18 protein-coding genes are annotated in these 21,174 nt (G+C 50.3%); 8 read left to right on the top strand and 10 right to left on the bottom strand.

Going from position 1 to position 21,174, the window contains the following annotated elements:
• Positions 1-23 precede the first annotated feature (23 nt).
• The 4 genes from accD to MJ611_RS16860 form a co-directional block, all read right to left on the bottom strand.
• Positions 24-920, bottom strand: a complete 897-nt coding sequence (accD, locus tag MJ611_RS16875; RefSeq protein WP_250432022.1) for an acetyl-CoA carboxylase, carboxyltransferase subunit beta — start codon at positions 918-920, stop codon at positions 24-26.
• Positions 921-1,093: 173 nt separating this feature from the next.
• Positions 1,094-2,152, bottom strand: a complete 1,059-nt coding sequence (locus tag MJ611_RS16870) for a class I fructose-bisphosphate aldolase (RefSeq protein WP_250431498.1) — start codon at positions 2,150-2,152, stop codon at positions 1,094-1,096.
• 295 nt (positions 2,153-2,447) lie between these two features.
• Positions 2,448-3,668, bottom strand: a complete 1,221-nt coding sequence (locus MJ611_RS16865; protein ID WP_250431496.1) for an amidohydrolase family protein — start codon at positions 3,666-3,668, stop codon at positions 2,448-2,450.
• Positions 3,669-3,785: 117 nt separating this feature from the next.
• On the bottom strand, positions 3,786-5,084 hold the full coding sequence (locus MJ611_RS16860; protein WP_250431495.1) for an amidohydrolase family protein: 1,299 nt from the start codon (positions 5,082-5,084) through the stop codon (positions 3,786-3,788).
• Positions 5,085-5,280: 196 nt separating this feature from the next.
• Between MJ611_RS16860 and MJ611_RS16855 the strand changes: the two genes are divergently transcribed.
• The gene (locus tag MJ611_RS16855; RefSeq protein ID WP_250431493.1) at positions 5,281-5,964 is read left to right on the top strand and encodes a hypothetical protein; all 684 of its coding nucleotides are present in this window, start codon (positions 5,281-5,283) and stop codon (positions 5,962-5,964) included.
• Between the two features lie 51 nt (positions 5,965-6,015).
• Here the strand turns inward: MJ611_RS16855 and MJ611_RS16850 are convergent, their stop codons facing one another.
• The 3 genes from MJ611_RS16850 to MJ611_RS16840 all read right to left on the bottom strand — a co-directional run bounded on the left by MJ611_RS16850 (position 6,016) and on the right by MJ611_RS16840 (position 9,751).
• Positions 6,016-7,032 carry a M28 family peptidase gene (locus tag MJ611_RS16850; RefSeq protein ID WP_250431491.1) on the bottom strand — a complete coding sequence of 339 codons (1,017 nt, stop codon included), beginning with the start codon at positions 7,030-7,032 and terminating at the stop codon, positions 6,016-6,018.
• The gene (gene cysS, locus MJ611_RS16845) at positions 7,022-8,518 is read right to left on the bottom strand and encodes a cysteine--tRNA ligase (protein ID WP_250431489.1); all 1,497 of its coding nucleotides are present in this window, start codon (positions 8,516-8,518) and stop codon (positions 7,022-7,024) included. Before cysS ends, MJ611_RS16850 begins: the two co-directional genes overlap by 11 nt.
• 108 nt (positions 8,519-8,626) lie before the next feature.
• Positions 8,627-9,751 (bottom strand): endonuclease/exonuclease/phosphatase family protein, encoded by a 1,125-nt coding sequence (locus tag MJ611_RS16840; RefSeq protein WP_250431488.1) that lies wholly within the window; start codon positions 9,749-9,751, stop codon positions 8,627-8,629.
• A 338-nt stretch (positions 9,752-10,089) separates the two neighbouring features.
• Here MJ611_RS16840 and MJ611_RS16835 point away from each other — a divergent pair, with 338 nt between their 5' ends.
• The 3 genes from MJ611_RS16835 to infB all read left to right on the top strand — a co-directional run bounded on the left by MJ611_RS16835 (position 10,090) and on the right by infB (position 15,071).
• Positions 10,090-10,563: a ribosome maturation factor RimP gene (locus MJ611_RS16835; RefSeq protein ID WP_250431486.1), complete on the top strand. Its 474-nt coding sequence runs from the start codon at positions 10,090-10,092 to the stop codon at positions 10,561-10,563.
• A 7-nt stretch (positions 10,564-10,570) separates the two neighbouring features.
• A complete protein-coding gene (nusA, locus tag MJ611_RS16830) occupies positions 10,571-11,824 on the top strand; it encodes a transcription termination factor NusA (protein WP_250431484.1) in 1,254 nt (417 codons plus the stop codon).
• A gap of 127 nt (positions 11,825-11,951) precedes the next feature.
• Positions 11,952-15,071, top strand: coding sequence for a translation initiation factor IF-2 (gene infB, locus MJ611_RS16825; RefSeq protein WP_250431482.1), 3,120 nt, complete (start codon positions 11,952-11,954; stop codon positions 15,069-15,071).
• Between the two features lie 149 nt (positions 15,072-15,220).
• Here infB and MJ611_RS16820 read toward each other — a convergent pair whose 3' ends face one another.
• From MJ611_RS16820 to mscL, 3 genes are all read right to left on the bottom strand, one after another.
• The gene (locus tag MJ611_RS16820; protein WP_250431480.1) at positions 15,221-15,556 is read right to left on the bottom strand and encodes a hypothetical protein; all 336 of its coding nucleotides are present in this window, start codon (positions 15,554-15,556) and stop codon (positions 15,221-15,223) included.
• A gap of 91 nt (positions 15,557-15,647) precedes the next feature.
• Entirely contained in the window at positions 15,648-16,604 is a 957-nt protein-coding gene (locus MJ611_RS16815; protein ID WP_250431478.1) for a DUF3078 domain-containing protein, read from the bottom strand.
• Positions 16,605-16,619: 15 nt separating this feature from the next.
• Positions 16,620-17,069, bottom strand: a complete 450-nt coding sequence (gene mscL, locus MJ611_RS16810; RefSeq protein ID WP_250431476.1) for a large-conductance mechanosensitive channel protein MscL — start codon at positions 17,067-17,069, stop codon at positions 16,620-16,622.
• Positions 17,070-17,243: 174 nt separating this feature from the next.
• Between mscL and MJ611_RS16805 the strand changes: the two genes are divergently transcribed.
• The 4 genes from MJ611_RS16805 (at position 17,244) to MJ611_RS16790 (ending at position 21,171) form a co-directional block, all read left to right on the top strand.
• Positions 17,244-18,026, top strand: a complete 783-nt coding sequence (locus MJ611_RS16805; RefSeq protein WP_250431474.1) for an enoyl-CoA hydratase/isomerase family protein — start codon at positions 17,244-17,246, stop codon at positions 18,024-18,026.
• A 36-nt stretch (positions 18,027-18,062) separates the two neighbouring features.
• The gene (locus tag MJ611_RS16800; protein ID WP_250431473.1) at positions 18,063-19,565 is read left to right on the top strand and encodes a lipopolysaccharide biosynthesis protein; all 1,503 of its coding nucleotides are present in this window, start codon (positions 18,063-18,065) and stop codon (positions 19,563-19,565) included.
• A 14-nt stretch (positions 19,566-19,579) separates the two neighbouring features.
• A complete protein-coding gene (gene dut / locus MJ611_RS16795) occupies positions 19,580-20,029 on the top strand; it encodes a dUTP diphosphatase (protein WP_250431471.1) in 450 nt (149 codons plus the stop codon).
• A gap of 134 nt (positions 20,030-20,163) precedes the next feature.
• Positions 20,164-21,171, top strand: a complete 1,008-nt coding sequence (locus MJ611_RS16790; RefSeq protein WP_250431469.1) for a sugar phosphate nucleotidyltransferase — start codon at positions 20,164-20,166, stop codon at positions 21,169-21,171.
• Positions 21,172-21,174 lie beyond the last annotated feature (3 nt).

Genomic DNA, 21,174 nt, shown 5'->3' with positions numbered 1-21,174 from the left:
CCAGCTATACTGTTGCTAGCGTATTATGCCTTCTGTGTTTTGCGAGGCTTTGGTTTGGCTTCTGCCGGTGTTTCCTTCGGAAGCAGCATTTGCAGCAGGTCGGCCAATTTGCCCTTGAGTTCCTTACGGTCTACGATAAAATCAAGGAAGCCGTGCTCCAGCACGAACTCTGCGCTCTGGAAACCTTTCGGCAGGTCCTTGCCTATTGTTTCTTTGATGACCCGTGGGCCGGCAAAACCGATCAGCGCGCCCGGCTCGGCAATGTTAAAATCGCCCAACATGGCATAAGAAGCGGTTACACCACCGGTAGTCGGGTCGGTAAGCAGCGAGATATAGGGCAGCTTCTCCTCAGCCAGCAAAGCCAGCTTGGCAGAGGTCTTGGCCATCTGCATCAGCGAGAAACCGGCTTCCATCATACGCGCACCACCTGATTTAGAGATCATCAGGAAAGGCGTGCGGGTTTTGCGGGCATGGTCAATGGCGCGGGCAATTTTCTCTCCTACCACAGAGCCCATCGAGCCCCCGATGTAAGCAAAATCCATACAGGCAATGGTGATGTCCTGACCGTTCATTTTGCCATACGCGGTACGAACCGCATCGTGCAGGCCCGTTGCTTTTTGCGTAGCAGCAGTACGCTGCGGGTATGGCTTCGAATCCACAAAGTTCAAGGGGTCACCGGAAGTCATCTTCTCATCCATTTCTACAAACTTGTTGTCATCGAAAAGGATGGCGAAATATTCTTTGGAGCCGATACGATCGTGATAGTTACACTTTACGCACGTGCTCAGGTTTTTGCGGTGCTCGGCTGTGCTGGTAACCGTCTTACAGCTTGGACACTTGTACCACAGCCCATCCGGGGTTTCTTTTTTCTCCTCCGTCGGGGTGATAATTCCTTTCTCTACTCTTTTAAACCAAGGCATCATACTTTTACAAAGTGTGCTTACCGCACTTTTAGTGTTATTAAATTATACTTTGGCTTTTACCTGAGCCCAAAGTATAAAGTACAAGATGGCCTGCCCCGAAACGTGCCATCTTTAAAGACAACGTGTAAGGCAGGCCACTAAATTACTTCAAATAAATTTTTTATACTACACTAGGCTAATGTAATCTCCTCAGAAAGGTATACATCCTGAATTGCGTTCAATAATTCTACGCCTACTTTCATATCTTTCTGGAATGCCTTACGTCCAGAGATCAGGCCCATACCGCCGGCGCGCTTGTTAATAACCGCTGTGCGTACGGCATCTGCCAGATCCGATTCGCCTTTCGACTCGCCACCGGAGTTGATCAGACCGGCACGGCCCATGTAGCAGTTTGCTACCTGGTAACGGGCAAGGTCGATCGGGTTGTCGCTGCTTAGCTTCTCGTACATCGCCTTGTGCGACTTAGCAAAGTTGATAGCAGTGAAACCACCGTTGTTCTCCGGAAGTTTCTGCTTGATGATGTCTGCCTGGATCGTTACGCCCAGGTGGTTCGCCTGGCCGGTGATATCGGCAGCTACGTGGTAATCTACGCCATCTTTTTTGAAGGCATTGTTACGGGCATAGCACCAAAGTATAGTTGCCATACCTAGCTGGTGCGCTCTTTCGAAAGCTTCAGCCACCTCCATGATCTGGCGCGAAGACTCTTCTGAACCGAAGTAGATCGTAGCACCCACGGCAGTAGCACCCAGGTTCCATGCCTCATCCACAGAACCGAACATGATCTGGTCGAATTTGTTCGGGTAAGTAAGCAGCTCGTTGTGGTTGATCTTAACTACAAACGGAATTTTGTGTGCATATTTTCTGGACATCATAGCCAGGTTACCAAATGTAGTGGCAACGGCGTTGCAACCACCTTCGATAGCCAGTTTAATGATGTTCTCAGGATCGAAATAAATTGGGTTTGGTGCAAACGAAGCACCGGCAGTGTGCTCGATGCCCTGGTCAACCGGCAGGATAGACAGGTAACCGGTACCAGCCAGACGGCCTGTGTTGAAGAGTTGCTGCAGGCTGCGCAGTACCTGCGGGCTACGGTTAGACTGAACAAAGATTCTGTCTACGAAGTCCGGGCCCGGCGCGTGGATCAGGTCTTTGGAGATGGTTTTGCTTTCATACTGCAGCAGGTTTTCTGCTTCAGAACCGAGTAGGGAAACGATGTTATCGTGGGTCATTTGTCTTTTATTTTGTTATAGAGACAGATTAATTAAGGTGATACAAATATAGAGGGAAATTTTTATCCTAAACCAAATCTTAGAGTACATTATACTTTGCCTGAAGCAGGGTAGATCAATGGAAACCAATCACTTGCTTCAGGTTTCTTTGGCTAACTAAAATGAGCGCTGTTACAGGTATAAACCAAGCACAGGTACATACTTTAACTCCCGGAAAATGTTACCCTGTTTTTGCCACCTTAAACAAAAACGCCTGCTGAAGTAGCAGGCGTTTTTGTTTAAAGAAGAAGGTGAGTTACTTACACTGTTCGCTCACCAGCTTGCCGTCGATGATCACGGCACATACATGCGAAGTATACTCAAAAGGGTCGCCGTCGAACAGCACCACGTCGGCATCCTTTCCTTTCTCCAGAGAACCCACACGCTTATCGGCCCCGATGATCTTCGCCGCATTGGAGGTGATGGTAGCCAGGCCCTGCTCGGTGGTCAATCCGTTTGCTACGGCTACGCCGGCCTCAAACAGCACCACCCGCGCCTTCGGCACATAGGCTTCGTAGCCACTTTGTATGGCTACCGGAACGCCAGCCTTCGTAAGTATGGCCGCCGTCTCAAACGACATGTTTTTCGCTTCGCCGCCTGCCCGCGCCATGGTCGGGTGAAGTATAACCGGCACGCCGGCAGCCTTTATCTCGTCTGCTACCAGGTAGGCCTCTGCGGCACCATCCAGGATGATGTTCAGGTTAAACTCCTTGGCCAGGCGCAGCGCCGTCATGATATCGTTGGCTTTGTTAGCCGTAACTACAGCTTTATACTTGCCGCTCAGCACGCCTGCCAGGTATTCCATTTTAAGGTTGCGGTCCGGGCGTTTGCTGGCATCTTTGTTAGCCGCCTTCTTGCCATACGCCTGTGCCGCCTGCAACTCCGAACGGAGCATGGCAACTGCTTTGGCTGATGTTTTAGGGGAGTTAAAGTTTTCGGCTACCGAATTGCCAATGGTAAAAGCAATCATGGTGGTGGTATCCAGCACCGGGTAGCGCAGGGCGTCCGGAGTGGTTTTTACGGTCATGGTTTGCCCGCTCACCAGTGCACCCGGCGCATGGCCTGTGTTGATTGTGGTTACGCCCAGTTCCCGCACCCATTTTACCAGTTCTTCCTTCGGGTTGTACGAGTCAATAGCACGCAGCTCTGGCTGCACGGGAGTTGTTTTCTCCAGGTGTTGCTGATCGGCCGGGATGTTGTAAATACCTGCCAGGCCAACCGTTGTGCGGGCATCTACCAGGCCGGGAGTAACTACTTTGGCCGTGTAGGAAGTATAACCTTGCGGCACCTGCACTGTGTTGGCGGCTCCTACGGCTTCAATTTTACCGTCTTTTATCAGCACCACCCCGTTTTTGATCGGTGTGCCGGCCATGGTATAAACCGTTTCGCCACGAACGGCGATCTGGGCTTCGGCCTGCTGCACACCAAGTATGGATCCGGCAAGTATAGCCGCAGCCAGTTTTATATTTCTCTTCATGTTGATTTCTCTGCTAATGTTTAAGACAAGAGACTATTTGACAAAAGACAATGGAGTGGTTAGCTAGCCTCAGAAGACTTCTCATTTGTCCTTCGTCTAAAACTCCTTTGTCAAAAATTAATGTGCGTGGTAATGAATATCGGAACTGTAGGTGTTGTAGCCGCCTGTAGCAAACTTTTTATCGTCCGGATTGGCGACATCAAAGCGCTTTTTACCTTCTACCCAGGTCTGCTCCACTTTAGTGTATACACTGAACGGCTCGCCGGATAACACGATAAAGTCGGCATCTTTGCCTTTTTCCAGCGATCCTACACGGTCCTGCAGTTCCAGCATTTTGGCACCGGCTATGGTCAGGGCTTCCAATGCCTTTTCACGGCTCATGCCGGCACGCACCCCCAGGGCAGCGCTGCGCATAAACAAGCGGGAATCGGTGATGCCATCGTCTGTATGGAAGGCGGTCAGCACACCGGCTTTCTCCAGCACGGCGCCGTTCTCGTTTCGCACCTCCACAGCTTCGGCTTTACCGCCCGGTGAGTCGAGCGTGATGATGGATGCAGGTATACCGGCTTTGGCAATTTCGTCGGCAGCTTTCCAGGCTTCGCTTACGTGGTGCAGCACCAGCTTAAAACCAAACTCTTTTTGTAGTCTTAAGGCTGTCAGGATATCATCGTAACGGTGGGTATGGAAGTGTACAATGCGTTTGCCGTCCAGTATCTCTACTATTGGATCCAGGTTTGGCTTGCGCTCGGGCATCTTATCGGCTTTGCCTTTGGCCGCTTTTATCTTGCTGCGGTAGGCCTGTGCGTCCAAAAAGAGTTGCCGCTGCATGGCCGCCGACTTGGCGCGTGTTCCCGGAAAAGGCGCAGCCTTCATCGGGTTGGTACCGTTGGCCATTTTCATGCCGCCGCAAATGCCGCTTTGCACATCCTGGCAAAAAGCCAGATCGTTGATGGTGTTGCCTTCGCGCATTTTCAGATACACGGTCTGCCCGCTCATCAGGTGCCCTGAGCCCGGCATCACATTCACGGTTGTAATGCCTCCAGACAGCGCGCGTTTAAAGGAGTCGCTGATGGGATCGATGCCGTCGATGATGCGTACATCCGGGTGCAGGGCAGCAGAACCGTCTCCTCCGGAGCCTTCGCCCAGGTGGGAGTGCGTATCAACCAGCCCCGGCATTACGACCTTGCCCTTCAGGTCGAAGGTTGTAGCACCGGCAGGCACTTTAACCTGACCAGCCGCCCCTACAGCCGTAATCTTGCCCTGGTGTACCACCAGTACGCCGTTCTCAATGGGCTGGCCTGCTATCGGGATAATTTTAGCGCCCGTAAACACGTGCGGCTTGTCCTGTGCCCATGCCGTGCCACCCAACAGTATGGAAAGGCCCAGAGCAGCCAAGAGTTTAGTTTTAGTAATCATGTTTATAGTTTAGGTGAGTGTGGTTTAGCACCTTAACTTAATGATTTTATACTTAAATAAAAACAACCTCTGCTGCTACAGCCTGTCAACCATATCATTCTTTTAGCCCTCTGTTTTCCCAATATCATTACCATCTTCCTTATATCTAATTTTAATTTAAATCGTTATTATTTATATACAATAACCTGATATTCAGATGGCAACAATAATTTCGAAGGCTACAGAAAGAATTATTCTGGTGGTCGCCATTTCGCTGTTGACGCTGTTCCTTATCGGATGCGCCTCTTCCACACAGCTTACCGGCTCCTGGAGAAGCCCGGATGTAGCAAAGCCTTATGGTAAAATTGTGGTGGTGGCCCTCACTGATCAGATTCTGGCAAGGCAGGAGGTCGAAAGCGATTTGCAGATGCAGCTACGCCAGCGGGGCATCGAGGCCACCAGAAGCATTGATATTTTCCCTCCCGCCCATGGAATGAGTAAAGACGGACTGGACCTGGACCTGATGATGGAAAGGCTCCACAGCTACAACTACGATGCGATACTGACCGCAGCGCTGATAGACGAAAAGACCGAAACACATTATGTACCGGGTTATTATGATTATTATCCGATGGCAGGACCATACTGGTACGGCTGGTATGGTGGGTATTATGCTTACTGGTACCCGATGTTGTACCAACCCGGCTATTACACCGAAGAGAAAATTTATTACCTGGAAACAAATCTGTATGATACCCAGACAGAGCAGTTAATGTGGTCCGCCCAATCCAGATCCTACAGTCCTTCCAGCCTGCGCAAAGCGGCAGAGAAGTTTTCTGAAATTACGGTAGACAGGCTAAGCCAGGATCGTCTGGTAGCTTCGGGCCAGCAACAGCAATAAAAAGAAAGGTCGCCTACGGAGGCGCCCTTTCTTTTTATTGCAAAGTATAAATTACTCGTTGTATACCACGTGCAGCACGGTTTGCCCTACTGCCTTTAGTGTATTTTTGCTGATCACGTCCAGGTTGTCGGTATGGCGGTGATGGTATGGTCCGAAGTAATCTCCGTCCGCTGCCCCCATGTTGTATTCAATGATATCAATCATCGGGATGTTTCCCCAGGCATTCACATACGAGTGGTCGTCGGTAATAGCAGGCGCATTCACATACTTAAAGTAATCGGAGTAACCGAGTTTGTTGCCGGCCTTCCATACTTTGTCCACCACGTTTTTGGCATACTGCATCGAGGTACCCTCGCGCGCAAACTTTGCATTCTCGGCACCAACCATATCTAACAGTATCCCATACTTGGCTTTATAGTTTGGTGTATGCTTGTTCTTGCTCCAGTACTGCGCACCCAGGCACCAGGTATCATCCTGGTAAGGCAACTCACTGTCGTCCGGCTGGCCGTAGTCTTCTCCGTCAAAGAAGATCAGATCCACTCCCACGTCCGGCTTCTGCTGTGCCGTATGCAGGGTTCGGGCAATCTCTAAAAGCACACCAACGCCACTGCCGCCGTCGTTGGCACCTGCAATGGGTTTTTTAGGATCGTTTGCGTCCTTGTCGGCAAAAGGGCGGGTATCCCAGTGGGCAGCCAGTAGCACGCGGTTGGCCGCATCCGGATTATAGGAGGCTACGATGTTGCGCAGGTTCAGCATTTTCCCATCGAAAGCTTTCATCTGAAAACTCTGCACCTGCACCTCTGCTCCGTACTCTTTCAGTTTGCTGATGATCCACTCACCGGTAGCATAGTGCCCCGGCGTGTTGGGCACACGCGGACCAAATGCCACCTGCCGGGCGATGTACTGGTACGCCGAATCGGCATTGAAATCAGGTGCTGCAACGGCAGCAGCTTCTTCTTCCTCCACAACCTGCACCTGCTCACCTCCGCCTTTTTCTGAAGAGTCGCATCCGGAGAAAGCAAAGGTAGCGCAAAACAGCAGTGCCAGCCAGTTCATTTTATTCTTCATAAGCCCAGTCTACTCCGGTTTTAAGGTCTTTGATCACGATGCCCTGCTTTTTCAGCTCAGCTCGTATCGTGTCCACTTTATCGTAAGCTTTCGCTTCTTTCGCTTCTTTGTAAAAATCAAGCACCAGGTCCAGCATGTCTTCCATGTCACCCAGCGGCTCCTCTTTCAGGCCCAGCACATCCAGCACCAGCTCTTTATAAGTGTTGCTCATGTAGTCAAAAGTACCGCGGGTAAGGGCGCTCAGCGGCAGCTGTCCTAAATAGAAGCTGTTGATCTTCTTGAGCAGGTTGAACAGCGATGCAATGGTGCGTGCCGTGTTCAGGTCGTCGCTCAGGCCACGGAAGCAATCCTCTATCAACTTCTGAATCTCGGCATTCAGCTTCTCATCCGGCGTGCCGTTTTCGTTCTCCTCCTGGTACTGGAGCTTTTGCAGCACGTGCAATCCGTTCATCAGCTTGGTGTAGCCTTTGCGCGCAGCCTGCAGGGCCTCGTTACTGAAATCGAGGGTGCTGCGGTAGTGCGCCTGAAGTATAAAGAAGCGGATGGTCATGGGCGAGTACTTGCTGGTAAGCAGCTCGTGCTTGCCGCTGAAAAGCTCGCTCAGGTTGATAAAGTTACCCAGCGATTTGCCCATCTTCTGCCCGTTCACGGTGATCATGTTGTTGTGAACCCAGTAGCGGGCAGCATCGGTGTGGTTATGGCTTGCCTGGCTCTGCGCGATCTCGCATTCGTGGTGCGGAAACATCAGGTCAAGGCCGCCGCCGTGAATATCAAAAGTGGTGCCCAGGTATTTGCGGCTCATGGCCGAGCACTCCAGGTGCCAACCCGGGAAGCCGTCGCTCCACGGCGAAGGCCAGCGCATGATGTGCGACGGGGATGCTTTTTTCCAAAGCGCAAAATCCAGTGGCGAGCGCTTTTCTCCCTGCCCTTCCGTTTCGCGGGTGTTGCTCAGCAGGTCCTCGATGATGCGGCCGGAAAGTCGCCCATAGTTGTGGTTCTTGTGATAGGCAGGCACATCAAAGTATACCGAGCCGTTCACCACGTAGGCCATTCCATTTTCCAGTATCTCCTGAATCATGGCGATCTGCTCGATGATATGGCCGGACGCGCGCGGTTCTATATCAGGCCGCAGCACGTTCAGTTTGTCCATATCCTTATGGTAAACGTTGGTATAGTGCTGCACCACCTCCATCGGTTCGAGGTGCTCCAGTTTCGCTCTTTTCTGGATCTTGTCTTCTCCTTCGTCCGCGTCGTTTTCCAGGTGTCCCACATCGGTGATGTTGCGCACATAACGCACTTTATACCCCAGGTATTTGAGGTAGCGGTACAGTACATCAAACGTAACAGCGCTGCGGGCGTGGCCTAAATGCGGCTCACCGTATACGGTTGGCCCGCAGACATACATCCCCACAAAAGGAGCATGCAGTGGTTCGAACACTTCTTTCTTGCGCGTTAGCGTGTTGTATAAACTTAGTTTCTGTTGCATGGTTTATTTTAACCGAAGACCACCCTGGGGTGTTCTATAATTTATACTTGCTGCACTTCTTCTAGCGGCAGCTGGTGGTTCAAAACTAAAAATAAAGCGCCCTATCTCCTAACGCTCCTCTTTCTCCAGCACATACTTTGCCGAAATTGGGAAGTGATCAGAGAGGCCCATATCATAGTAGGTCTTAAAGTTATAGGCGCGCAGGCCTTTGCTGTAAAACTGGTTATCGATGCGCAGAAATGGAATCGGGCCGTTGTAGGTTGCTCCCACCCCGGTGCCCGCCTCTACCATGGCATTGTCCAGTTCCTTTGCCAGTTCGTTGTAAGTATAACTGAACGGAATGTCGTTAAAGTCGCCGCACACAATAAACGGATAAGGCGACTTCTGGAAATGCTCGATCAGCAACTCTACCTGGTGGCCGCGGGCAATAAAACCTTTACGCAGGCGCCGGGCCAGGTTACGTCCTTCCCTCTTAAAACTGTCCTCGTTCCCGATGGAAGAATAGGTATTCTCAATATCTGTTGCCTTGATACTCATGGACTGCAGGTGCACGGCATACACTCTTATAGTATCGCCTTTTACATCCAGATCTGCCCAGGCTACCCGATTGGCACTTTTGTCACCAAACAAGATAACACCTTCATCAACAATAGGATATTTTGAGAAAATAGCTATTCCGAATCGTGCATTGTAGCGGTCGGACTGCGATGTCGTGAAATAATGGTGCTTGTCGTAGCGGATGCCAATTCTACTGATCGTGTTGTATACATCAGAGTTGTGTCTGCTGTAGAATTCCTGCAGGCAGTATACATCGGCCGGGTGCGTAGATACCCACTCGATCATTTCTTTGGAGGCGCTGGAGTTGCCTGCTTCCTTATCATCGTACGCACTAAAGGCATGGGTATTAAAACTGAGCACCTGCAATGTTTTTTTCTCCTGCTCAGGCTCTTCGGTCCCGGGGTTTATTGCCAGCAATCTTGCGTAATAGTTCCAGCCAAGCAGCAGCACAGACAGAGGCAACACCACATACCAAGACCGCTTTACGAGCCAGTACAGCAGAAAAAGAATGTTCAACACCAGGGCAGCCGGCAAGGAGAATGCGATGAAGGCAGCCGGCCAGAACTCGTAGGGAGGCACCAGCATGCAATAAGCACCCAATAACACCCAGAGTACCACCCCGATGTTCAGAATGAACCAAAGTTTCCGCCTTATTTCCTTAAATGTTCCTGACACGATAGCAAACTTACAAATTATGCATGTATGTATGCTATGCCCGCTTCTATAATTCTTGTGCTAAATACTAGCCGTACACAATAAATTCCGATGCAGAACAGGCTTCAACGAACTATATACCACACAGGCGTGTTTATCTGATAACGCTACACCACTCCCGGCCGGCTGATGATGTAAAACGATTCGGCTGCTCTCCTTCTGCTAACAGGTAACATTAAATTAAAGCATGCAGCACGGCACATGTTGTTTATATAATGTTTTTGTAGTAAATTTGTGAAATTATATCCGAGGAGATGAGGGGACACGAAGTCCCCTTCTTTATTTTCTTTAAGTTAACTATGGCACTAACGGCGCAAACGATACGGGCAATGGCGGAAGGCAGCCTTCCGGAAAACGATCTGTTTATTGTGGATGTAACAGTGTCTGATTCACCGGTCCGGCCGAAAGTAACCGTGCTGGCCGATGGCGAACAAGGGATAACGATAGACCAGTGTGCTACGATCAGCCGCCGAATCAGCAAAAAAATTGAAGAGGCATTTGGCGAAGAACTAAGCTATACGATCGAAGTAAGTTCGCCGGGTGTGGATTTCCCGCTGACGCAGCCAAAACAGTTTCAGCGCAACGTAGGCCGCAACCTGAAACTAAAACTGCAGGACGGCACAGAGAAGACCGGCAAACTGGAAGAAGTAACCACAGAGGGCATTAACCTGACGGAGGAAATAAAACAAAAAGGCAAAAAGGCAACGTATGTGCCTGTGCAAATACCTTTCGGGGAAATTGTAAAAGCGAATGTTGTAATATCTTTTAAATGAGAAAATAATGAACAGTTCAGTCCTGATCGAGTCGTTCGCTGAATTTGCGAAATTCAAGAACATTGACCGCCCGACCATGATGCGCATCCTGGAGGACGTTTTCCGCACCATGATCCGCAAGAAGTGGGGTACCGACGAGAACTTTGACATCATCCTGAACGTGGAGAAAGGTGACCTGGAGATCTGGCGTAACCGCGAAATCGTGGACGACAATTCCGAAGACATCTGGGATCATGATAAGATCAGCCTTTCGGAAGCTCGTAAGATCGAGCCTGACTTTGAGGTAGGCGAAGAAGTATCGGAAGAGATACAACTGGAAGACTTCGGCCGTCGCGCCGTACTTACTGCCCGCCAGACGCTGATCCAGCGCATCAAAGACATGGAGAAAGAACTCCTGTTCCAGAAGTATAAAGACCTGGTAGGCGAGATCATCTCTGGTGAAGTATACCAGGTATGGAACCGCGAAGTGTTGTTACTAGATCAGGAAGAAAACGAACTGCTTATCCCGAAAGGTGAGCAGATCCCGAAAGACCGTTATCGTAAAGGTGACGTGGTACGTGCCGTAGTGCAGCGCGTGGAAATTGTGAACGGTAACCCGAAAATCATACTTTCCCGTACGTCGCCGGCTTTCCTGGAGCGCCTGTTCGAAAACGAAGTGCCGGAGATTTTTGACGGCCTGATCGCCATCAAAAAGATTGTGCGTGAGCCGGGCGAGCGTGCCAAGGTAGCCGTAGAATCGTTCGACGACCGCATTGACCCGGTAGGTGCCTGCGTAGGTATGAAAGGTTCGCGTATCCACAGCATCGTGCGCGAACTGGAAAACGAAAACATCGACGTCATCAACTATACCGATAACCTGGAGCTATACATCCAGCGTGCCCTGAGCCCGGCCAAGATCAGCAGCATGAAGATCGACGAAGAGAACGGCCGCGTTTCGGTGTTCCTGAAGCCGGACCAGGTATCTCTGGCAATCGGTAAAGGTGGCCAGAACATCAAGCTTGCCAGCAAACTGGTAGGCATGGAGATCGACGTATTCCGTGAGTCTGAAACGTACGAAGAGGACATTACGCTGGATGAGTTCTCTGACGAGATCGAAGACTGGGTAATTGCCGAGTTACGCCGCATCGGCCTTGACACCGCAAAAAGTGTGCTGGCAGTAACGAAAGAAGACTTGCTGCGCAGAACAGAGCTGGAGGAAGAAACCATTGACGATGTGCTTTCTATCCTTCGTGAAGAGTTTGAGTCAGAAGATAATCAATAGTTGTTAGTTGTGCTCCATTAGCGTAATTTTGAAGAATTATCCGGCAGATGGAGCACAACCTCTTACTTAGTTAAGAGGAAGCAACTTATCCATACATTAAAGAATAAAAGACAGCATATTATAGAACATGGCAGAAGAACAAATAAGGAGGCTTAAACAGGTTGCAACTACTTTAAACATTGGTACATCTACCATTGTAGATTACCTCTCTGCTAAAGGTTTTGACGTGGAAAACAAACCCACTACCAAGATCACGGCAGAGCAGTTCAGTATGCTGGCTAAAGAATTCGCTTCCTCTATGCAAGATAAAGCAGTAGCGGAAGAGCTCCATATCGGCAAGAAGCCTCAAAGCAACCAGGTTGTTGAGACGGAGCATCACCACGAAGTGAAAAAGTCAAGCGAGCCTGAACAGGAAATCCTGATCAAGAATGCAAGCCAGCCAAAACCAGAAGCTGAACCAAAGCCAGCAGCTCAGCCGAAAACGGAAGAGCCCGCTGCCACATCCAAGCTTCCTGGCATCAAAGTGCTGGGCAAGATCGAACTGGACGCGAAAGGCAGACCTGTGCCTCAGAAGCCGGCTCCGCAGCCACAAGCTCCTGCAGCTGCAGCAGCGCCTGCTGAACCTGTAGTTGAGAAACCTGCAGCACCGGCACCGGCGCCAACTCCGGCTCCTGCTCCGGCAGCGCAAACACCTCCACAAGCACCGGCAGAGCCTACAGCACCAAAAGCGCCGGAAGCTCCTGTAGAGAAGCCAGTGGAAGCTCCTGCGCCACGCGAAGAAGCACCTGTTGCACCGCAGCCAACCGCTCCTGTGCGGCCTGCTGCGGCAGCACCTGCCCCTCCGGCAGCTGAGCGACCAGCAGCACCCGTGGCAGCTGAAGCTCCTGCGCCTAAAGCGCCTGAGCAACCGGCCACACCTATTGCAGAAAAAGAACCAGAACAAATAGAAACGATTACAGGCAAAGCCGACCAGCTGAAGGGTCTTACTGTACTTGGCAAGATTGAATTGCCAGACCAGCGCAGAAAAGGCACAAAACCGGTAGCATCTTCTGACAAAAGGGAGAACGGCAATAAGAAGAAAAAGCGCAAGCGCATCATGGTTGCCAATCCGGAGCAGCCAGGACAACCAGGGCAGCAGGGCCAGCAAACCGGCTCGCCGCAAGGCCAAGGACAGCAGCGACCACAAGGCCAGGGCTATCAGGGCAACCGTCCGCAGGGCGGCGGACCTGGTCAGCGTCCGGGTGGTCCGGGACAGAGACCAGGAGGACCGGGACAACGTCCAGGCGGCCCAGGCCCTCGACGAGAGAACTTTGCTCCACGCCCTGAAAAGGCTGAGGTAACCGATAAGGAAATCCAGGAGCAAATCAAAGCTACACTTGCTAAGCTAAGTGGTGGCAAAGGTACTTCCGGCAACCGTGCCAAGTATCGTCGCGAGAAGCGTTCAGCTATTGCCGATGCAACAGAGGAGCGCAGAATGATGGAGCAGGCAGAGTCGAAGACACTGCGTGTAACTGAATTTATCTCTGCAAATGACCTGGCCTCCATGATGAACGTGTCGGTGAACGAGGTTATCAAGGTATGTATGCAGCTGGGCATGTTCGTGTCCATCAACCAGCGCCTTGACGCAGAAGCCCTTACCATCATTGCGGATGAATTTGGCTACAACATTGAGTTCATCACCACAGAGGAAGAGCAGGCCCTGGAGAAAAGTGAGGAAGAAAACGAAGCAGACCTGGTAGAGCGTGCGCCAATCGTAACCATCATGGGTCACGTTGACCATGGTAAAACTTCCTTGCTCGACTACATTAGAAATGCAAACGTTACAGCCGGTGAGGCCGGTGGTATTACGCAGCACATCGGTGCCTACAAGGTAAAAACCGAAAGTGGCCGTACCATCACCTTCCTGGATACGCCGGGTCACGAGGCCTTTACCGCCATGCGTGCCCGTGGTGCCAAAATAACCGACGTTGTTATTATCGTGGTAGCTGCCGACGACTCGGTGATGCCACAGACAAAAGAAGCGATCAACCATGCGCAGGCAGCCGGTGTACCGATTGTAATTGCGCTGAACAAAATTGATAAGCCAGCTGCCAACCCGGACAAAGTTCGTGAAGAACTTGCCCAGATGAACATCCTGGTAGAAGAATGGGGTGGTAAATACCAGTCGCAGGAAGTATCTGCCAAATCAGGTATCGGTATACCTGACCTGTTGGAGAAAGTATTGCTTGAGGCTGAAATGCTGGAGCTGAAAGCGAATCCGCACCGCCAGGCAGTAGGTACCGTAATCGAAGCATCTCTGGACAAAGGCCGTGGTTATGTAGCCACAGTAATGGTACAGACAGGTACATTGCGCATCGGTGATGTGGTACTGGCCGGCTCTCACTACGGTAGAGTAAAAGCCATGACCGACCACCGCGGCAAGAAGATGAAAGAAGCAGGCCCGTCTACCCCGGTACAGTTGCTGGGTCTGGATGGTGCGCCGCAGGCAGGTGATAAGTTTGTGGTAATGGACTCTGAGCGTGAGGCCCGAGAAATTGCTTCGAACCGTGCACAGGTACTGCGTGAGCAGAGCTTGAGAACCAGAAAACACATTACCCTGGACGAGATCGGTCGCCGACTGGCTATCGGTTCCTTCAAAGAGCTTAACGTGATCGTGAAAGGTGACGTGGACGGCTCGGTAGAAGCACTTTCTGACTCCTTGCTGAAACTGTCTACGAACGAAGTTCAGGTGAACATCATCGGTAAAGGTGTAGGTGCCATCTCTGAATCAGATGTGTTGCTGGCCTCTGCTTCGGATGCGATCATCATCGGCTTCCAGGTACGTCCGTCTCAGAACGCGCGTAAGCTGGCTGAGCAGGAGCAGATCGACGTTCGTCTGTACTCGATCATCTACGACGCGATCAACGAAGTGAAGGCAGCGATGGAAGGTATGCTTGCACCAACCCTGAAAGAAGAAATCACCGGTAACGCAGAAGTACGCGAGGTATTCCGAATCAGTAAAGTGGGTACGATCGCAGGTTGTATGATTACAGATGGCAACATCCACCGTAACGCCAAAGTACGCCTGATCCGTGATGGTATCGTAGTACTGGATGGCGAGATCCTGGCGCTGAAGCGCTTCAAGGACGATGTAGCAGAAGTAAGACAAGGATACGAGTGCGGTATCAGCCTGAAGGGTTACAACGACATCCAGGTAGGCGACATCATCGAAGCTTACGAAGAAAAAGAAGTGAAGCGTACGCTTTAAGTATAAACCAAGTAACAAAAAAGGCCCTGCAAATGCAGGGCCTTTTTTGTTTTCAGCAACTTCCGGCAGTATACTTTGTTTATACTCCCGGCAAAGCAAAAGGCCACCAGTAAACCGGTGGCCTTTTATACTTTAGGGTAATGAATTTATTACATCGAGCGGGCTAAACGGCGCTTGTCACGTTTGTGCTTGCGATGCATCTCCTTTTCTTTTTTAAGGATCGCTTTCATCTTTTTGCTGTTCTTGACACGGTCTTTCGTAAACTTGTTACGGCGCGAATCTTCGTAGGCATTCCAGCGCGTATCAAGCCCGTTGGCTCTGCGGCCAACAGCATCCGCTGAAGCACCTTTATCTTCTGCTTTGGCAGTTCCCCAGTATTCATCTTTTGTACTGGAGCCGGTACTGCTTTGGCTTGTTTGTGCAGCAGCTTGTGAAGCAAAAAACAGCAACCCGAGGAAGGTTATAGAAAGAATTAATTTCTTCATAAACAAAATGTTGTTGCAAGTATACAACGTAATAAAGATTGTAATGTATACATTTTGGCACACAACATCATAACATTTTAAAAAAGTTCGGCTAATCAAATTTATAAGATAAGCCTATGCCTAGGGTCTCCTTTACCTGCAACCGGGGGCCTTTGCTGTCAATCTCACCATCCTCGTCGCGGTCCTGGTTGATGTTGATGTCATCGTCGTATACCATATGCACAAACAAACTCGCAGCAATGAATTTGTTTACTTTAAAATTCAGGAGGTTCTCCCAGTTCATATCCACATTCTGCGGATTCCGCATGTAGTTCGAAAAAAGATCCAACTTGGACTGCAGCGTAACATTCTGCACCAGTTCGTGCTTAAAACGGACATTGACAAAGCCACCAAACTCTTCGCGCAGCCTTTCGCCCGTATTGGGTATAACATCACCGGAAACATCTCTTTGGGCCGGCTTCACCCCAAAGGCTCCGGCATCTGCCATCCGCTGGCTCTCCACAAAGGTAAACTTACCGGTAACTGGCGAGATGAACACCGACAGCTTTTCGTTTGGCTTGTAGTCCATACCGATGGATGCCAGCATAAAAGCAGGCGAAAGAAAGTTGGACATGATGGAATCCCGGGTCTCGGTATAGGTAGGCGTCAGCTGCGTTCTCAGGTTAAACTGGGTTGTATAAAACCACTTACTGGAGGCCTGCCTTCCGTACTTCAGGTTCAACTCCAACCGATCGTCACTTTTCCGGACGCGCTGATTTTCCAGTTTCACGTTGCCATAGGTTACGTCCAGAGAGTTATTCCAGGTATTTTTCCCTTTCTTATAGTTCGCATAAATATTGGCAATGCCCAGCATCGACACAGAGTTCTGGCCTCCGGCGGCCCAGTTACTGAGGCTCACCTGGCTGAAGTTGATCGTGCCGACGCCACCGAAATCCCAGATGTTGCGGGTAGTTGTATCCGGTACTACCTCCTGCGCCGAAGCAGTGGCTGCACCAATCGTGTAAAGTATGACTGTAAAAGTTAGTAAGCGGGTAAAAAAATGATACATGAAGTATAAAATAGGTTAAACAATCTTTTTGTGCGGGTCTGTGGCTGCTACTTTGTTATCGCCCTTTAACAGATCGCGGATCTCGGCGAGCAGAACTTCCTGTTTGTCAACAGCCGGGGCAGGTTTCGCGGCTTCTTTAACACGCAGCTGGTTGATGAGCCGAACCAGCAGGAAAATAGCAAAAGCGATGATCAGGAAGTTGATCAAGGTCTGCAGAAAATTGCCATAATTGATCGATACGGCTTGCGCTACTACTTCTCCGTTCAATGTCACAGGTTCTTTAAGCACCAGCTTGAGCGCTGAAAAATCTACATTGCTGATCAGCAGGCCCAGCGGCGGCATAATGATATCTTCTACCAAAGATTTGGTGATGCCACCAAAAGCAGCCCCGATCACCACACCAACAGCCAGGTCGATTACGTTACCCTTCATAGCGAAGGTTTTGAATTCAGATAAAAATCCCATGTTTTCTCAAGCTTTATCGTTGAACTTAAAGTATGAATATAGAATATAAACTTTAAAGTTGAAACTGCAGGCAAGCTGAGGAGGCAAGTTTGCGAAATTGCTGTTCAATGAATTACCGAAATTGCTATATTTGTGTCCGAAAAAGGATTTTTTTGAATAGATCTAAATCAAACTATGGCTACATACGAAAACCTGCTGCTACATATACAAGACAACATCCTGACCATCACAATCAACAGAGAGGACAAGCTGAATGCCCTCAACATTGAAACGGTAAAGGAGATCAGAAATGCAATTCAGCAGGTATATGATGATCCGTCGATCCGGGGTGTCATCTTCGTAGGAGCCGGTCCGAAAGCATTTGTTGCAGGTGCCGACATCTCAGAAATCGCCGAACTAAGCGATGTGAATGCCCGCAGCTTTGCAGAGCGTGGCCAGGAGGTATTCAGCATGATTGAGCGTTGCAACAAGCCCGTAATTGCTGCTGTGAATGGTTTTGCCCTGGGTGGCGGCTGCGAACTGGCAATGGCCTGCCACATACGGGTAGCCAGCAACAACGCCCGCTTCGGCCAGCCGGAAGTAAACCTGGGTGTGATCCCTGGCTACGGCGGCACACAACGCCTGACGCAGCTCATCGGCAAAGGCAAAGCCATGGAACTGATGATGACCGGTGATATGGTATCGGCGCAGGAAGCGCTGGAGCTTGGCCTGGTAAACCATGTTACCTCGCAGGAGGAGCTAATGCCAAAGTGCTTTGAGATCATGCAAAAGATCTTATCAAAAGCTCCGTTAGCCATTGGCCTGGTGATCGAGTGTGTGAACGCAGTGTATACCAAAGACGAGGATGGCTACCAGACAGAGGCAAATTCGTTTGCCCGCTGCTGCACCTCTCAGGACTTTATAGAAGGTACCAGTGCCTTCCTTGAAAAACGTAAGCCTGTTTTCACAGGCAAATAAACAGATTACTTTTACCCGACCCTTCCTACCAAACGCATGAGTATAGCCAAGAAATTGGTCGGGCAAACGGCTGCCTATGGTTTAAGCAGTATAGTGGGCAGAGCGCTCAACTACCTGCTTGTGCCGGTTTATACAGCCGTTTTCCTTCCGGCAGAGTATGGGGTGGTTTCGTACCTGTATGCTTTTGTCGGCTTCTTTAACATCCTGTATACGTACGGCATGGAGACTGCCTTTTTCCGGTTTGCCAACAAGCCCGGAGCAGACAGGCCCAGGCTCTACAACCAGGTACTCAGCCTCATCCTCAGTTCGAGCGCTGTTTTCACAGCCATACTTATACTTGCCTCGGGCACTATAGCCGATTATAAGGATTACTCCCCGCAGGAACAGAACTACATCGTCTGGCTGGCGCTTATACTTGCCATCGACGCCATTGTGGCCATACCGTTTGCCTGGCTCCGGCTGCAGAACAAAGCCATAAAATTTGCTTCCATCAAGCTGGCAAACATACTTATTACGGTGGCCGCCAACCTGTTCTTCCTGGTCATCTGCCGCAACATTTATGAGGGGCAGTATTTGCAGGGCCTGCAGCCGCTGGTCTCGCACATCTATGATCCTGACTTTGGTATCGGCTATATTTTCCTGATCAACCTGGTAGCCAATGCGCTGCTCATACCCATGCTGTGGCGCGAGCTCAGCATATTCCGGTTTGAGCTGAACATAGAGCTGCTGCGCCCGATGCTTTCCTACGCCTACCCGCTGCTTTTTATGGGACTGGCCGGCATGGTGAACGAGGTGATAGACCGGATCCTACTGGAGGAGTGGTTGCCCGAGGGTTTTTACCCGCAGTACAGCAACGAGGCTGTCGTAGGTATTTACAGCGCCTGCTACAAGCTCTCCATCTTTATGACGCTGGCCATACAGGCGTTTCGTTATGCGGCCGAGCCGTTCTTCTTTTCGCAGGCAGAAAATAAAAATTCGCCGCAGACATTTGCCCTTATCATGAAGTGGTTTGTCATTGTCTGTGCCTTTATCTTCCTCTTCATTTCAGCTAACCTGGAAGACTTTTCCCTTTTCCTGCGCAGCAAAGCTTACCGCGAAGGCATCATGGTGGTGCCGGTGCTGCTGCTGGCCAACCTGTTCCTGGGCGTGTACTATAACCTGTCGGTGTGGTTCAAGCTTACCGATAAAACAAAGTATGGCACCTACATCAGTTTTGGCGGCGCAGCCATAACTATACTTTTTAACCTGCTGCTCATACCTGTACTTGGCTACATGGGCTCGGCCTGGGCTACCTTTATCTGTTATTTCAGCATGGCGCTGGTTAGTTACCTGCTGGGCAACATCCACTACCCGATCCCCTACCCGGTTAAAACCATTACAGGCTATGTATTGCTGGCGGTAGCACTGGTGCTGGTGGCGCTGTACGTCCCTATCCAGAATTACTGGGTACGGCACCTGGTACACCTGGCTTTGCCTGCTGTGTTTGCAGCCATTGTGCTGCTGCGCGAGCGCCCAGGCTTTTTCTTTCGTAAATTTTGATCTTTATTTAAAAGATGAACAACAAGAACCTGCCGGTTAACGTCATTAACCAATCAAAGCACCCGCTTCCTTCTTACCAGACGGCACATTCTGCTGGTATGGACCTTCGAGCGAACCTGGAAGCCCCTGTTATACTTAAGCCGCTGCAGCGTGCGCTTATACCTACAGGCCTGTTTATTGAACTTCCGGAAGGACATGAGGCGCAGATACGCCCCCGCAGTGGCCTGGCTTACAAGCACGGTATTGGTATCGTGAACAGCCCCGGCACCATCGACGCCGATTATCGGGGCGAGATAAAGGTGTTGCTCGTAAACCTGTCAGAACAGGAGTTTACCGTAGAAGACGGGGAACGCATTGCTCAGATGGTAGTTGCCCGCTATGAACGTGTTGAGTGGACGGAAGCAGAAACCCTGAGCGATACGGTGCGCGGGGCAGGCGGCTACGGCAGCACCGGCACCAAGTAGTTTTCATAACCGGTGTCTGCCTGTAAGCTTATACTTTAGCAGAACCTTAATAATACACACTTAATAGATAAATCAAACAGTAGCTATGGCTGACCAGCGTCGCCATAGCTTTACTTAAAAACAAATTTAAAGCTATGAGGATTATTATACCGATGGCAGGTATGGGCAAACGCATGCGCCCCCATACCCTCACTGTTCCTAAACCCCTGATCCCGATTGCGGGCAAACCTATTGTGCAGCGCCTGGTAGAAGACATTGCCAAAGTATGCCACGAGCCAATCGAGGAAGTTGCTTTCATTATCGGCCATTTTGGTGAGGCCGTAGAGCAGGATCTTCGCAGTATTGCACAATCGGTTGGGGCTAAAGGCAGCATTTATTACCAGGAAGAAGCCCTCGGCACGGCTCACGCGATCATGTGTGCACAGGAGTCGTTGGATGGCAAAGTAGTAGTGGCCTTCGCCGATACGCTCTTTAAAGCAGACTTCCGGTTAGACACCGATGCAGACGGCACCATCTGGGTGCAGCGCGTGGAAGACCCGAAAGCCTTTGGTGTGATCAAACTGAACGCAAACAACGAAATCACAGACTTTATAGAAAAGCCGCAGGAGTTTGTATCGGATATGGCCATCATCGGCATTTACTACTTCCGCGATGGTGCCTACCTGCGCAGCGAGCTGCAGTACCTGCTTGATAACGACATCCGCGACAAAGGTGAGTACCAGCTGACCAATGCGCTCGAGAACATGAAGAACAAGGGTACCAAGTTTATACCAGCCGTTATAACAGAGTGGCTCGACTGCGGAAATAAAAACGCTACTGTTTACACCAATCAGCGCTATTTAGAGTATATAAAGGATGAGGAAGGCTTGGTGGCTTCAACGGCGCAACTTCAGAATGCCGTGATCATACCTCCTGTATACATTGGTGAGAATGCAGTTATCCACAATTCGGTGGTAGGGCCATACGTTTCGATAGGAAACAACACCAGCGTATACAATTCTGTGGTAAACAACTCCATCATTCAGGAGAGCACCACAGTTAAAAATGGGAACATAACAAACTCTATGCTAGGAAGTTTTGTTTCTTATGAAGGAAGCCAGGCGGACCTCAGCCTCGGCGACTACAATACGCTTAAAGAATAGAAT

It is taken from the genome of Pontibacter ruber (assembly GCF_023630205.1).
GTDB classification, from domain to species: domain Bacteria; phylum Bacteroidota; class Bacteroidia; order Cytophagales; family Hymenobacteraceae; genus Pontibacter; species Pontibacter ruber.
Note: the sequence above shows the minus strand (reverse complement) of the source record. Positions and strands in the feature narration are given on the sequence as shown.